This window comes from Clostridium sp. DFI.1.208 (assembly GCF_024463855.1).
In the GTDB taxonomy this organism is placed as follows: Bacteria; Bacillota_I; Bacilli_A; order Erysipelotrichales; family Erysipelotrichaceae; genus Clostridium_AQ.
The window spans coordinates 1-15181 of the sequence record NZ_JANGCA010000022.1 but is presented as its reverse complement, the minus strand read 5'-3'; the positions used below and the strand labels follow the sequence as shown (position 1 = coordinate 15181).

Here is a 15181-nt window from a genome sequence, read left to right as displayed (position 1 = left end):
GGAGAACATCCGTAAAGGAGAAAAAGCATGGAATATATACAACTTACACAGGAGAACCTGCAGAAGGAGCATATCTGCTGCAGTATGACAGAGAAAAAAGGGGATCATAGCATTACGGATAAGAAGGCATGGCTGAAGGAGCGCATGGAGGAGGGGCTTGTCTTTTATAAAGCTGATGTGCGTGGTAAGGTTTTCATTGAGTATATGCCGGCGCAAGCCGCATGGCTCCCTATTCAGGCGGAGAACTGGATGCATATCAACTGTCTATGGGTTTCCGGAAGCTTTAAGGGCTGCGGCTATTCTGATGCGCTGCTGCAGCACTGCATTGAGGATGCCAAGGCAAAGGGAATGCATGGTATTACGATTTTATCAGGAAAAAAGAAGCTGCCATATTTGAGCGATCCCTCCTATCTGAAATATAAAGGCTTTACCCCTGCCGATGAAGCCGGGGACTATATATTGATGCATCTGCCATTTCATGCGGATGGAAAGACACCGCGCTTTGCAGATTCCGTGTTTCAGCCAAAGCATCCAAAAAACACCTTTGTATTATACTATACCGATCAGTGTCCGTTTGCCAGTCAGTATGCGCTTCGATTCGCGGACTGGATGAGCAGCTGGGGACAAGCCTGTGTTGTCCATCATATAACCACACGAGAAGATGCCCAGAGCTGTCCAGGACCGGTAACAAGCTATGCACTATTTTACGGAGATACCTATCTGACGAATGATATTCAGTCGGAAAAGAAGGCTGAAAAGCTTTGGAAAACCTATGGAAGCCAGACTGTGCAGGCTGGATGATATTTTTCTGGTAGGCTGTGAAACCGGATTGGGGACCTCCCTATGCAAAAATGCCGGCATTTCCATGGCCTTCTGGAAAAGGTTCAATGAGCAGTTGAAAATGTATCATGTGAAGCAGGGAAAGCAATTTTTGAAATATGCCCTTACCCAACGCGGTCCACAGGGTTTGACCTACGCCTGTGGTGTTCCCAGTGCACAGCTGTATCCGGAGCACTTTCAGATTTACCGTATTCCAAAAGGGGAGTATCTGTGCATCGAGCATCATGGTGAAATGGCACTGCTTCCGGAAACCATACGAACGGTATTTGAACAGGAGCTGAAAAACAGGCAGCTGACCCCGGCAAAGGGTAGACTCGTATATTTTGAAAGGTATGATGAACGGTTTCATTACCATCAGGATGCTTCGGTGATCGAGCTTTATATACCCCTTGCAAAAAACACACAGGATACCATGGAGGAAATTGAGGCGAAGACAATTTTACAAGGTGGCGGGAATTCCATTGGGCAGTTTTCCTGGTTTGGTATGGATTTTAATATGAATCTGTATAAGGGCTGCAATCACGGCTGCATCTATTGTGATTCCAGAAGCAGCTGCTATCAGGTACAGGAATTTGACCGGGTACGGAAAAAGAAGAATGAGCTGCTCATTCTGGAGCGCCAGTTAAAGGGAAAGCGAAAAAAAGGAGTTGTAGGCATCGGTGCCATGTCGGACACCTACAATCCCTTTGAAAAGCAGCACGAAATTACAAGAGGTGCCCTGAAGCTGATTGACCGCTATGGATTCGGTGTGGGAATTGATACCAAAAGCACTCTGGTACTGCGCGATCTGGATTTACTGTCGCGCATAGCCTCGCACAATCCCGTTATTATCAAGCTGACAATCACCTGTGCGGATGATGCTCTTGGAAAGATTATTGAACCCTATGCCCCAAGCTCCAGTGAGCGCTTTCTGGCTTTGGAGGAATTACATAAGGCCGGCATCTATGCAGGAATTCTGATGATGCCCATTCTTCCCTTTATCAATGATACGCCGGAAAATATCATCGGTATCGTCGCGCTTGCGGCGAAGCATCATGCGAAATTTATATACCCTGCTTTCGGTATGACCCTGCGGGATAATCAGAGGGATTATTATTACTATCAGCTGGATCATTATTTCCCGGGAAAACGCAGGCTGTATGAACAGCGCTATCATAATGTTTACAGCTGTGATTCCCCACATGCCGCAAAGCTGTATAAGCTGTTTCAGGCAGAGTGTCAGAAACACGGTATCCGCTACCGCATGAATGATATCATACGGGGCTATAAGAAGCAGCAGGTTCGTCAGGGACAGCTGAAGCTGTAGTAATAGGAGCATACGGGCAGGACGACGATACGCTATCCGTCTGCTTTCCTATGACAAGGAATGGAGGAATCATGAAACGACCGGAATTATCAAAGACCTTAACACCAGAGCAGTTTCAGGAAAACTATTATCGAAAAGAGGAGCTGCAGACGTTTCTAAAGGTATGCAAGGTATCGGCATCCGGAAGCAAGGAAGAACTCAATGCGCGCATTTTGCATATATTACAGGGTGGCACAGGAGCCATTGCGGCCGGGAAAAGGGCTCAGAAATGCACTCGTATAGAGCCGTTGTATCTTGATTCCATTATCGAGGAGGATATTGTCTGTTCACAGCTGCATCGCGCATTTTTCAAGTCTGTGATTGGCAGTAAATTCTCCTTTCATGTTGAATTTCAGGATTGGCTGAAGACGCATGCGGGCCTGCGTTATCAGGACGCCGTAGATGCCTGGTATGATCTTCTGGAACAAAAGAAGCACAGAAAAACGAAGATTCAGGCGCAATTTGAATATAATGCCTATATTCGTGCCTTCTTTGCGGACAATCCCGGGCGTTCATTAAAGGAAGCTATCGCCTGCTGGAAGTATCGCAAAGCTATCCCGGGACCGCATGTTTATCAAAAAGAGGATATTTCAATATTGGATTGAGGCTTGTTTCTGTATACAAGATTTCTTATCGTTATTCTGACGCAGATTCTGCTTTCATGAATAGCTGCAGAGTAATCGATACCGGCCTAATAAAAAGCCGCTCTATGAACGACATCACGTTCTTTTGAAGCGGCTTTTCCTATGCTAATACACGCAGTGTACCATCATATGCTACATTTACACCCTGACACCTGCAGGCAGATATTTTATTATGTTACAGCCCTTTCTTTTTATCTGTACGATCCTTTTTCATTTTCAGGAAGATGCCCAGGCCGCCTGCACCCAGCATCGTCAGCAATGCCGGTATATTTGTTGTATCACCCGTAGGAACCTCACGCTGATCGGTACTTGTTGTTGTCCCGTTTGTTTTATCACTCTGACCTGCATCAGGTATCTGTCCTCCCGGCTTCGGTTTTTCCGTTGCTCCTGGTATTTCAGGTGTTGTTCCTTCATTGCTCTTTTCTGAAACAACTGCATATAAAGAGAAGTGCGTTGTTTCAAACGTAATTAGATTATCCTTGATGGTGCATGGTAGTTTGGTAATCGTACCATTATCATCAATATAAATGACAGAGAGCTTTTTGTCTTTCCATTCCGGCTTAACCTGAATACAAACATTTAGCATATCTGTTGGAACGTATTGCTTTCCATCCTTCATGAAAGTAAAATCAATGACCTGTTCAAGTGCATACTTATTCAGGAAGGACGTATCCTTAAGTGTTTTCGCAACGTCAGACGCTTTCAGATATTCCGTATGCAATGTAATTCCCTCCGGCAGTTTACCACTTACCGAAATCGTTTCATCCTTATTCTGAATATTTCTGTCCGTAATTGGCGTATCCTTTTTCAGAACTGTTACTGTAATCTCGATTGTATCCGTCTTACTATTATTCAGATATCCTACTGTTTTATAGGTACCAGGTTTTGTGAAATCAACCTTATCAGCATCCCATCCGGTAACCTTTAGGTTCTCACGTGAGCCGTCACTATAGATACCTGTAACATCCTTTTTCAATTCCTTGAAAACAGTATCTGCCTTACTTCCCTGCTGTGCAGTAATTGACAGACTTCCAGGCTCCAGTGATTTCAATACGCGATCTTTAACGGTCACTTTAATGACAGGCTTCAATTCCGTGCCTTCCAGCTTGCCTGTTACAGCATATGTTCCTGCTTTGTTCATATCAACCATGTCGGTATCCCAAGCTACCGGCATCGTTATCTGAATCCCGTCCTCTTTTTCTACTGTGACGATCTTAGGAAGCTTAGCTTTTACATCCTTCAGTGAGGTGCCTTTGTCAAAACTCAGGTCCTCAAATTTTGTTATAATCGTTTTCACCGGTGCGTCTGTTGTCAGTACAACATTGTTGAAGCTTGCATCTGCATGGAATGTATTTACACCCACATAGCCGCCTTCAAATGACGCATCATCCTTTTCAGCAACCAGATTGTCGTTCAGATAATACTCTAAACGTCCTTTTCCATCGTAAACTACTTTAAAGTGGTAATCTTTTGCGTTTTTCTCCTCATCTGTAAGCTTATGTTCAACCGCCCAGTCCTCTCTGCCGGTATTTTTAAACATCTTAGCTACATTCTTATCCCCTTTTTCAATATTGACACAGAGCCATTTACCAGCAGGATTATTCTGATCACCAACTCCGAAGGTCAGCCCTGTTGCTGTTCCGGATGCAAAGTGTACATCTGCCTCATATGTAAATGCGATATCTTTTTTCAGCTGCGCATTGGAAATATTAAAGCTGTCTCCGATACCGGCATTATTTCCATGCAAACCGAGTTCAGATTTTGCCCAAGTACCTGAAGTAGCTTTCCATCCGGAGATATTGGTATCGAATACTGTTTTTATAACTTTGATTTTTGCGGCTTTTTCCAGTCCTGATTTCGTTTTCGCCCTAACTTCATAGGTACCTGTCTTATCTGCCTTTACCGTGATGACATTACCGTCTTCACTGACTTTCTGCAATCCGTCCGCCAGAACCCAAGTAATAGTATCCGCGGCTTCCGATGGATATATATTTGCCTGTATCTGGAACGTATCTCCAACCTCCACCTGTGCAGGTGTTGTAAGACTCAAAACCTTCTGAATCCCTTCTGATAAGGATGCTCCGGTATACATGGATTTCATATCATAGATTTTCAACTGATCCAGATGTACATTTCCACCATTCGCAAACAGCTCCATTCCAACACTTTCCGCAGATGGGAAGCACAGATCACTGATGTTTGCTTCCCCATCATTCCCAAAGGCCTCCACGACTCCCTCATCTACCAAAATACGCAGCTTCACTTTATTATCGGCAGATGGCAGCAGCTCCCAATCGACCACATTATTATAAGCAGCACCTGAAGAAGTTTTATCAAGGATCATTTTCTTTGTGTCTTTATTATATTTAAATACGATTTTCTGTCCGTCACCGGTACGTAGATTGAACCCAAATTCTTTCGCAGTTCCCAGTGTGAATTCCGCCTGCAGATCATAAATACGTCCGCTGACATCGCCTAACAGATTTGCTCCGCCTTCCTCAATCGTTTTATTGCTTGCTTCGTACAGCACAGCACCATGCAGATCGTTGATTTCTTCAGCCGGATAATGAGTCAGAATTACTTTATCATTTACTGTTTTCAAGCCTACTTCCAGAGGCAGCGATTGAATCCCGTTCCATCCCTTTTCCGGTATGGCGTCTGGTGCAGAGTAATCCTGCAGCCAGCTAATCAGCATCTTTCGGTCTTTTCCCTTCCAATCATTGTAATAGCTTTGAGTCGCATACATGTTTGTACGACCGTTTGGTTCCTCTATCGCACCGGTTTCAGCAAGGAAATGGAAATAGCCATCATCCTGTTTTTCAAATTTTCCCTGTACGTAGAACTCACCGCCTCCGGTGTAAATCCATTTCTGTTCTCCCGTTCCATCAACCGGCAGCGGGAACAGATCCGGACATTCCGAATGAAGTTCATTGCCGTTCGCATACGTGAAATCCTGTACATGTGTCCATGTCTTCAAATCCTCGCTGGCAAACAGACGTCCCCGGCCGCCTGCTGCGACCAGATACCATTTATTATCATAGCGGAATACCTTCGGATCACGGAACTCCGTGGAATAAGGATTTCCTCCCGGATTTTCAATGACCGGGTTTCCGTCATATTTTGTCCAGGTCAGACCATGATCCTTGGAATAGGCGATACTCTGTACCTGTGTACCATGACCGTGATGTGTAAAGATGGCAACCAGCTTGGATTCCCCTTCCTTGTTATCGGAGAAGAATCCTGTCGTATTATCCTCATCCACAACCGCAGAACCGGAGAAAATATAACCGAGATCATCAATCGGAATCGCCAGCGGCATCTCCTGCCAGGTAACCAGATCCTTGGACTGTGCATGTCCCCATGCCTGATTGTTTACCCAGCCTACACCCGGCTGCTTCTGAAAGAACATATGCCATGTCTGATTGCTTGGATCGTAGACAAGTCCATTGGGATCATTCATAAAGTTTGTTTCCGGGGAGAAATGGAACTGCGGACGATACGCCTCCTGACTCAGCTCTGCCGCACTGAACATTTTATTAACTTTGATAACTGTTTCCACGCTGATATCGCCTTTTTTCAGAGTCAGATAGATTCTGCTTGTACCGGAAGGAAGCTTCAAAGACGCTGTTTCCACATTGTTTTCCACCGCTGTAGCATCCTGTAGTACATCGCCCTTCGCATCCTTGATAATCATGCTCATAGAATCTGCATTTCCTCCTGCTTTCAGCTTTACACTGTCGGCTGAACGTGGAATGAACAGGTCATAGGCTGCCGCATCTTCTTTAAAGGAAGGTGTCAGAATGGTTCCATCACCGATGATATCCAGACCGCTCAGCTTCGGATAGGTATCAGCTGTCAGTTCCTTTTGATTCAGATTCTGATAAACAGCCGTTGTATTAAACGTCAGCAGACCGAACTTCCCAGAGGTATGGGAATCATCATTTCCGGCGACGAGTAGCTGATCATCCACATAGTAGCGGATTGAATTTCCTACAGCCTCTACACGCAGGTTATAGGTTTCTTTATCTTCTCCCGGTAATGCGACAGTACCCGTTCCTACATCAATTCCTCCCGGGAACTTAAAGAGACGGACATTTTTGTCCTTTCGGGAGATATTTGCCACATAGCTTTCACTTCCATCATCATTGCTGCGGAATACCAGCGCTGCGGCACCATCCTTGCGCAGACGGACATCCGTACTATAGGAGAAATCTGTTCCCTCTGTAGTGGACATGGCGAAATTATCACCACCGCCATTGGAATATAACCCTTCATCGGTATCTTTCCAATAGCCATTTATTCCCTTCAGATTCTGCAGATTGCTTTTAAAATCCGGCGTGGAATCCGTATAACGTGTAACCTTAATATCAGAGAATGCCACCTTGGACTGCCATGTCAGCAATCCCAGATAACCGCCAGTGTAATGATATTTAAAATCATTATTCACTTCAATATCCACCTTTTGGCCGTTGATATATACCTCAATATTTTTATCCTCATCCACAGACAGCTTCAATGCAACCTCAGCTGATGTATCAACGCCGCTCAGCACCTCCGTGCTGTGTACCAGCTCACCGCCTGCACCACCGTCCTGAAACAGCTTAATATAGAAATTTCCATCCTTTGCGCTCAGCTCCAGACCGAAAAAATTGCCGAAATCATCATAATTCTGTTTTGCGGTACCGAAGATCAATGAGCCTCTGTCTCCTTCTTCGATTTTTACCTTTGCCTCATAGGAGAAAGATTTCGCACTGATATCGGATACCAGACGATTGTTTCCGCCGTTTTTATGCATACGATAGCTTGTATTGCTGTTTTTTGTATAATCAGATACATTGGCACTGACAGACTCAAATCCGTCAATCACCGTTTCCGCCTGCTGAACCTGTTCTCCTGTTTCCTGTGCTGTTATTGGCAGCATACTGACATTTGACAGAACCATAGAACAGGCAAATACTGCGGCCGCTGCTTTTTTCGCCGCTGCTCTATTCTTCCTTGCTCTTTTCTGACTCATGATGCTCTCCTCGCTTTTCCCGCACCCCACTTGCGTAACACCGCTTTCAGCAGTGAGGATGATACATACAGCACTGTGATCAGCAGTGCCTTCCTTCTTACATACATCCGGATTTATGTAAACGTTATCATCATATTTATTTTAAAATCTGGCAGGGTGAAAAGCCATTCACGAATGTAAGCAACCACGTTGACATTTGTAACGAATTGATAGCGGCCAGTAGTGTAAATGGTTTATAAAAAAGATACCGGCATATAATATTTACCGATATCCTGTAGTTTTTATCAAAAAAGGGCAGAATTCCACGACCTCAGCGCTGATATGCAGTTTGTGGTAGTTCACTGATTGATATCTGTAATTCTCACAACGCGTGTTCCAACACGCTCAGCAAAGCCTTCATCATGTGTGATGATGAGAATCGCCATTTCTTTGCTTAAATCCTTGATGATCGAAGTCACGGAAGCAATGGATTCCACATCCAGAGCGCTCGTCGGCTCATCAAAGCATAATATGGAAGGCTGCAGCATACATGCACGGGCAATGGCCACACGCTGCTTCTGCCCCCCGCTCAGGGTGGAGGGATAGGCATGCAGCTTATCCTGAATCTGCAGCCGCGTCAATAACTCCTCAGCCTTTTGTGTTGCTTCCTCTTTGCTCATCAGCTTGTGATAAACGGGTGCCTCGATCAGGTTCTGTAGGACATCGCGATGTGGAAACAGCTGATAGTTCTGAAAGACCATGCCGACTTCCTTGCGCAGCGCCTTCTTTGTCTCCTTATCCGCATAAACACGCTTCCCGTTTTCTTCTTTCAGCAGATACGTGTCATTGATCAGGATTTCCCCGCTGTCAGCGGTTTCCAGATCACAGAGACAGCGCAGCAGCGTAGTCTTGCCGCTTCCGCTCAATCCCATCAAAACAACGATTTCCTTCTCCCTTACATCCAGATTTACGTTGCGAAGAACCTGGTTGTCCTGAAACGATTTGCATAGATTCCGAATTTGTATACTCATACAGCCACCTCTACTTATAATAATTCAGCCGTTTTTCCAGATAATTCAAACCGCGGGAAATCGGCATATTCAGTACCAGATAAATCACTCCGACATAGATAAACGGAAGGCCTGTCGCATAGGTTCCCGCCGCTATTTTTGCATAGCGTAGCAGCTCGTCGATTCCCAGAATGGAAACCAGACAGGTATCCTTTAACAGCGTCAGACTCTCATTGATAAAGGATGGAATACAGTTGCGCAGTGCCTGTGGCAGCAGAATGTGCAGAAACGTATAGGCGTTGGAATAGCCGAGAATCTTGGCAGCCTCCTTCTGTCCCTCATCAATGGATTGTATACCGCCACGCAAAATCTCTGTGAAATATGCGGTATAGTTTAAAAGAAATGCAAGAATAGCGGCTGTTGTCCGATCCAGACAAATGCCCAGATAAGGAAGACCGAAATAAACGAACATCAGCTGCAGCAGCAGCGGTGTACCTCTCATGATATAAATATAAAAGCGAACGACGGAGGAGACAACCGCATTCCTCGATAGGCGGACATAGACCATGGGAAGTGCTAGAACAAAGGAGCCTGCCAGCGTTACCACCCAGAAGAACAGGGTGATTTTCAGCCCTTCTACAAAGGCCGGAAGCAGCTGTATAAAGAAATCCATAGCTTATTTAAACCAGGTATCCTTGATCTTATCAAAGGTACCGTCGTCCTTTAATTCCTGCATTGCCTTGTTGATATTTTTGCATAGCTCCGTATCATCCTGCCGCATACCGATTGCATACTTCTCTGTACCGAAATTTTCATCCAGTACGACATACTTCACTCCGTTATCCTGCTGCTTCATATAGTAGCGTGCCAGTGTTTCATCCACCACGATTGCATCACTTCTTCCGGATTCCAAATCCATGAAGCAGTCATTGTTGGTATCAAACTGTGTCGGCTTGCCATCCTTTAGGCCTGCCACAAAATCCTTATCCTTCATCACCGCATCATAGGCGCTGGAATTTTTTTGTACCGATAAGGTTTTGCCCTCGATATCCGCCTTCGTCTTGATTCCTGTTTTCTCTGTTGTAATAATCAGCTGGCGGTTTTCCATATACGGCTCAGAGAACAGCACCTGCTTTTTACGCTCCTCCGTAATGGAATAACCGTTCCAGATCAAATCGATATTACCGGACTCCAACTCGGTTTCCTTTAAATCCCAGTCAATGTTTTGAAATTCAACCTTCTTGCCGATTTTCTTTGCAACGGCTTCTGCCAGCTCCACATCAAAGCCAACCAGCTTTCCATCCTTTTTAAAGCCCATTGGCGCAAAGGTATCATCAATACCGATGGTCAGTACCTCCTTATCATCCCCCTTGGCTGCATCTGATCCACAGGCAGTCAGGGAAAGTGTGCACAGCAGTGCAAGTATTGTTAAGCCTATCCTTTTCATACGTTTCTCCTCCTCAATTTCAAACATCTGATGAAAAAAAGCTTCCATCCTCCAGATTATCTCCAGAGGACGAAAGCTGTCGCTTACGTGGTTCCACCTCAATTTATCAGCTCCTTGCGGATGCTGACCTCAGTAAGTAACGCTCATGAGCGCAATCATGATGCATCACTCTGACCGGTAACGGGATCAAACGGCAGACACTACTGTTGTTTCGCATCCGCAGCTCCAAGACGTGTTCCACAGCCCTGTGCATGATTCCCTTCTCAGCAAACGGGAACTCTCTTTCATGTAGTGCATGTGTACTATTTCTTTTCATCGCTTGTATGTAGTTACAGTATACGGGATGAGAAATGAAATGTCAACGCATTTTGAAAGAAAATGTAAAGTCGCCAACGTTTTACAAAAATACAATCATTATGTAATGTAACAAAATGTAAGAGAACTATCAAACGGCTATCTACACCTCCCGCTTATAAATGCAGGTTCCCTCCTTCCAGGTTTCCAGCACCTGAATATAACGTATTTCCTCCACTGGAAGCTCCAGCGGATTTCGGTCAAGTACAGCAAAATCCGCAAGCTTTCCTGTTTCCAGAGTCCCCTTTTGATCCTCCTCATGATACTGCCATGCCGCATACAGCGTGATTGCACGCAGAGCTTCATAAACATCAATTCGCTCCTTTGGTCCCAGAAGAACACCGTTCTTCGTACGGCGGACAACGGCACACCATATGCTTTCCATAAGATTCGGCGCTATAACGGGAGTATCCGTATGCAATGTGAATGGTAGTCCAAGCTGCTGGGCATCCTGCAGTGGGGAAATCAGAGAGGCACGCTGCAATCCGAAGTTTTCGATGTGCACATCCCCCCAGTGCCATACATGCGCCGCAAAGAAGGAAGGAATCATTTGCAGCGGCTTCATGCGTTCCAGCTGCTCCTTTTGCACCAGCTGGGCATGAATCATGACAGGGCGTAAGGTATCCTCAACCTTTAGCTCCCTTACAACCTTTTCAAATTGTGTCAGGTACTGCTCAGCTGCGGCATCACCATTGCAGTGTGCGAGAAGCTGCTGATGCTCCAGCAGACTTTTGCGAATACAGGCAGCGGTTTCCTCATCGCTCATCGTCGCATAGCCGTAATAGGCATCGTCTCCCTGATAGGGTGTCTGCATCCATGCTGTTCGTCCCTGTGGAGAGCCGTCAAGAAACATCTTGTACCCGCCGATGCGGAAATGCTTATGATACTGCACTCCCTTTGGTTTGCTTTCCTCCAACAGCGCTGCGCTGTCTTTGATTCCCACATAGCCGACAACATCCTGTTTTAATATGTTTCGGGCTGCGGCCTCTTGCAAGATAGCATAGACTGCCGCATTCATCATGCCGTCCTGTATCGTGGTAATACCATAGCTGGCATACAGCTGCTGGGCATCCTCCAGCAGGCGCATTAGTTCCTCCATGGATGGCATCGGCACATGATTCAGAAATGAAGTGAAGGCGTTCTCCTCCATATAGCCGTTCAGCGTTCCATCCGGGCTTCGTCCGTATCTGCCTCCATCCGGATCGGGTGTATGACGGGAAATACCAGCCAGCTGCATAGCTGTATTCGATGCAACGCCCATGTGAGAGGATGCATGCGTTATCACAATCGGCTGCTTACTGACTGCCTGAAGAACAGCAGCATCCGGATGCCGGTGTTCCTTCAGCAGCGTATGATCATAGCCGACACCGCTCACCCAGTCCTGCTCCTTCAAATGATGCTGCTGTATGAAAGCTGTAAGTATATGCTGTATATCCGCAAAGCTTCTTGCGCTGCTTAAATCCGCCTGACGGAATGTATTTGCACAGGATATTAGGTGGCTGTGAGCATCCAGAATACCCGGTATGATAACACGTCCTCCCATGTCCACACGCTGCGCATGGGAATAGGCCTTTGGTATCTGTTCGCCGATAAACAGGATTTTTCCCTGTTCGATGCACATACAGGATGCTGTTTGTCTGCCCTTCATTGTGAGTATGCGTGCATTTAAGATTTGAATCATAAAAACACCTCCTGCATATAGTGTACCACACGGTATGGTTTTCATGAAATCCAGTTTGCCTGTGTGACCGTTTCTTCTATACGATGTATCCGCTGTTCACAGCACTGCCTGCTGTTTAGCCTGCCTTGCCTCCATACCTGAACACCAACAAGGCTTTTCCATGCAATGCCAGCTACAGAAAGCTTGCTGTTGACAAGTCTTTGTGCATCCATCTCCTTTCCTCCCCACATTGCTTCCATATCCCCTACAAATGCAGATATCCCACGATATAGAAAAGTCTGAAAGCATATGAACTATAAATATTATCGTTCCTTGATGTATATGAAAGATCTCTAATTTAGTTTATAAAAGAGAGATGTCGGATAGTATTCTGGGATAAGAAGCAAGCAGATGGTCATTTAATAGATGATACCAGCTCCCATATATACATAAATTGATAAATATATGTAGAAATTTATCTAAATTTTATATCTAATTTTCGATTATCCGCATAAACACTATACTTTCAAGTATTTTGAAGTATAGAAAAAACTCATTTTACCACGAATTTACCACGATTGAATGAGCCTTGATATGACCTATAAAATAACACCCAAAAGACATCATTACACCTAAATGGTGTCTTTTTAAAAAGCAGTCAATCCTAAGACTAACTGCTTTGTGTGTATGGATATGAAATTGTCAAACTGGGATTTACTTATATCTATTCCTATAAAAGTGTCAATATATATCCGTCTATCAGAGCAATTAGCAGATACATAATAAAGGCTCTGATAAACGCTTCTATATGCTTTTTCGGATTTTGATACAATTCCTTTTCTGGCATTTTTCTTAAACGAACACGCTTTGTATTCCGCCACCATAAAAGGTCTACAATAAATAAGTCAAAGATATTCAATCCCTGTCCTATAATACTTAAACAAAGAAAATTATGTGTGAAGCCATTTTCTTTGATAAACAACCCTAATATAAATAGTACGAACAGAAATAACAGAAAATTGGATATAAATGTAACCACTTTATTGCTTTCCTTAAATTTTCCTTGATATTCTGCAATACTCTTTATTCGATTTTGCACTTCATCTGGATAAGATGAATAGCTTTTTAAATTTTTGTTATCTGTACCTGTTCCCCAAAAACATATTAGAAAAAACGCGATACATAAAATTACGGTTTCGATTATTATAATCATTCTGTTTCACTCCAAATTCTAATTTGTCCGTTTCTTCATATCCACATTATATCATTTTCATATCTGCACCACAATAAAATTTTATGCACCGATAATCTTATTGAACAGCTCTAACAAACACCATTTCATCACTCCAATCTGAAATTTAGGTATGAAAAAAGCAGTCAATCCTAAGACTAACTGCTTTGTGTATAGAGATATGAAATTGTGAAATAGAATTTGCCTATTTCAAATCAAAAAGAGAATTTTCATAGTCCTTTACATAGTATCGTATATTTTTACGCCCCTTTTGAATAATGGTATGTCCCTCTGCTTCTAATTTTTCTTTCTGTGCTTCAATACCATTTGGATATTTAGCATTTAATTCTCCGTTTGCTTTTAATGTTCTCCAATAGGGTGTTTCATCTTCGGAACGCTGATAACTCGCCCACGCTACAATAGAAACAAATATACCCGCTGTAATCGGCTCTGTAAAATCTGCACCACTCAATTTTGCAAAGTGTTCTCGTATTTTTCCAACCGTAATCACTTTACCATACGGAACTTTTTTCATTACTTTGTCATAGTCAATCGGGGGAGCAAAATACATTTTGTTTCCACCATATTTCTCAATACTTTTCTGGTCTATGATAATTTGAAATTTTGGCATATCCTTACTATCATGCAACATAGCATTAAAATCTTTTTTATCTTCATTTGCCATTTGTGCCACCTCCTACTTTAAGGATAGTCTGTTTCTTATTTCCATGCAATGAGGCTGTTTGAAAATTATTAACACTTTCAAATTTGTCGCTTTCTTCATATCCATATTATAACAGTTCCATATATCCGCCACAATAAAAATCAGCATACCCTTAGCATTTATGGAACAAAAATGCACACTTTTTCTTTCTTCCTCTTGATTACCCCACAACAGAAAAGAAAAAGCCCTGTCAAGAGCCTTGCCACCATTGGTGGTGCTTTGCACTCTTTACTGGGCTTTTTGTTTGCTGTATCTTCCATGCAAGAGGAAATTAAAGACCTCTGTTCCATTTCGCCTTTAGATAATCTTCATAGTCTGCTTCATTGAAGTCTACTTGTGGAGAAGTGTCGGGAATGTTGTTTCTGTTGTCTATATCCGCAAGCTGACGAAATATCCAATCATCATAAGGGTCATGGTATTTATACTCTTTGGGCTGTTCTCTGTATCGGTCTAACCCTCGCATTTCCTTATGCACTTTTATCATGCGTTCCAGTTTTTGACGCTGTATCAACTGCTTGATTTCCATAAGTTCTTCCAACTCCGTAACCTCATTGGTAATGTAGTTATGGATATACTGTATGAGTTTATATGCCTTGTAAAATGTGCATTCTTTTTCATCATCGAAAAATTCATTTTCAGACAGGTAATCTAAGGAAACATTGAAGTCTTGTTCCCGTTTGATAATATCCATGATATAGGGCTCGGTGTGGTCAATATACTTCCATTCTCCCGACAATAATTCATTGGGCGTTACACCCAGCACGTCCATTATCTTCTCTAACGTATCAAAGGTAGGATAATTCACGCCACGTTCAATCTTGGAAAGGCTCTGCATATTGATACCGATTTTGTCCGCAAGTTCCTGTTGTTTCATTCCTCTGTGTTTTCTTATGGTCTGTATGTTTTCTCCTAAGAAACTGATTTTCTTTTCAT

12 protein-coding genes and 1 other annotated feature are annotated in these 15181 nt (G+C 43.7%); of the genes, 3 read left to right on the top strand and 9 right to left on the bottom strand.

The annotated features are described in order from the left end of the window. Nucleotides 1-27 precede the first annotated feature (27 nt). The 3 genes from NE665_RS12455 to NE665_RS12440 all read left to right on the top strand — a co-directional run bounded on the left by NE665_RS12455 (nt 28) and on the right by NE665_RS12440 (nt 2790). A complete protein-coding gene (locus NE665_RS12455) occupies nt 28-801 on the top strand; it encodes a GNAT family N-acetyltransferase (RefSeq protein ID WP_117443444.1) in 774 nt (257 codons plus the stop codon). Then, complete coding sequence (locus NE665_RS12445) at nt 773-2146, top strand: radical SAM protein (protein ID WP_117443445.1); 1374 nt, start codon at nt 773-775, stop codon at nt 2144-2146. Before NE665_RS12455 ends, NE665_RS12445 begins: the two co-directional genes overlap by 29 nt. Nucleotides 2147-2217: 71 nt before the next feature. Beyond that, complete coding sequence (locus NE665_RS12440) at nt 2218-2790, top strand: DUF6434 domain-containing protein (protein ID WP_117443446.1); 573 nt, start codon at nt 2218-2220, stop codon at nt 2788-2790. A 214-nt stretch (nt 2791-3004) separates the two neighbouring features. On the opposite strand, the gene NE665_RS12435 is transcribed toward NE665_RS12440, so the two are convergent. The 9 genes from NE665_RS12435 to NE665_RS12395 form a co-directional block, all read right to left on the bottom strand. Then, entirely contained in the window at nt 3005-7843 is a 4839-nt protein-coding gene (locus NE665_RS12435; protein ID WP_118654638.1) for a GH32 C-terminal domain-containing protein, read from the bottom strand. Nucleotides 7844-8181: 338 nt separating this feature from the next. Then, complete coding sequence (locus NE665_RS12430; RefSeq protein ID WP_117443448.1) at nt 8182-8853, bottom strand: amino acid ABC transporter ATP-binding protein; 672 nt, start codon at nt 8851-8853, stop codon at nt 8182-8184. A gap of 10 nt (nt 8854-8863) precedes the next feature. After that, nucleotides 8864-9505, bottom strand: a complete 642-nt coding sequence (locus NE665_RS12425; protein WP_117443449.1) for an amino acid ABC transporter permease — start codon at nt 9503-9505, stop codon at nt 8864-8866. 3 nt (nt 9506-9508) lie between these two features. Next, the gene (locus NE665_RS12420; RefSeq protein WP_117443456.1) at nt 9509-10279 is read right to left on the bottom strand and encodes an amino acid ABC transporter substrate-binding protein; all 771 of its coding nucleotides are present in this window, start codon (nt 10277-10279) and stop codon (nt 9509-9511) included. Nucleotides 10280-10341: 62 nt separating this feature from the next. Beyond that, nucleotides 10342-10604, bottom strand: a binding site (T-box leader). 132 nt (nt 10605-10736) lie between these two features. Then, complete coding sequence (locus tag NE665_RS12415; RefSeq protein WP_117443450.1) at nt 10737-12314, bottom strand: amidohydrolase; 1578 nt, start codon at nt 12312-12314, stop codon at nt 10737-10739. A gap of 41 nt (nt 12315-12355) precedes the next feature. Beyond that, a complete protein-coding gene (locus NE665_RS12410; protein ID WP_178760174.1) occupies nt 12356-12526 on the bottom strand; it encodes a hypothetical protein in 171 nt (56 codons plus the stop codon). A 497-nt stretch (nt 12527-13023) separates the two neighbouring features. After that, on the bottom strand, nt 13024-13506 hold the full coding sequence (locus NE665_RS12405) for a hypothetical protein (RefSeq protein ID WP_044915059.1): 483 nt from the start codon (nt 13504-13506) through the stop codon (nt 13024-13026). 223 nt (nt 13507-13729) lie between these two features. Further along, nucleotides 13730-14209 carry an MGMT family protein gene (locus tag NE665_RS12400; RefSeq protein WP_002322212.1) on the bottom strand — a complete coding sequence of 160 codons (480 nt, stop codon included), beginning with the start codon at nt 14207-14209 and terminating at the stop codon, nt 13730-13732. Between the two features lie 310 nt (nt 14210-14519). Further along, the coding region (locus NE665_RS12395; protein WP_227066984.1) for a helix-turn-helix transcriptional regulator at nt 14520-15181 on the bottom strand (662 nt) is incomplete at its 5' end.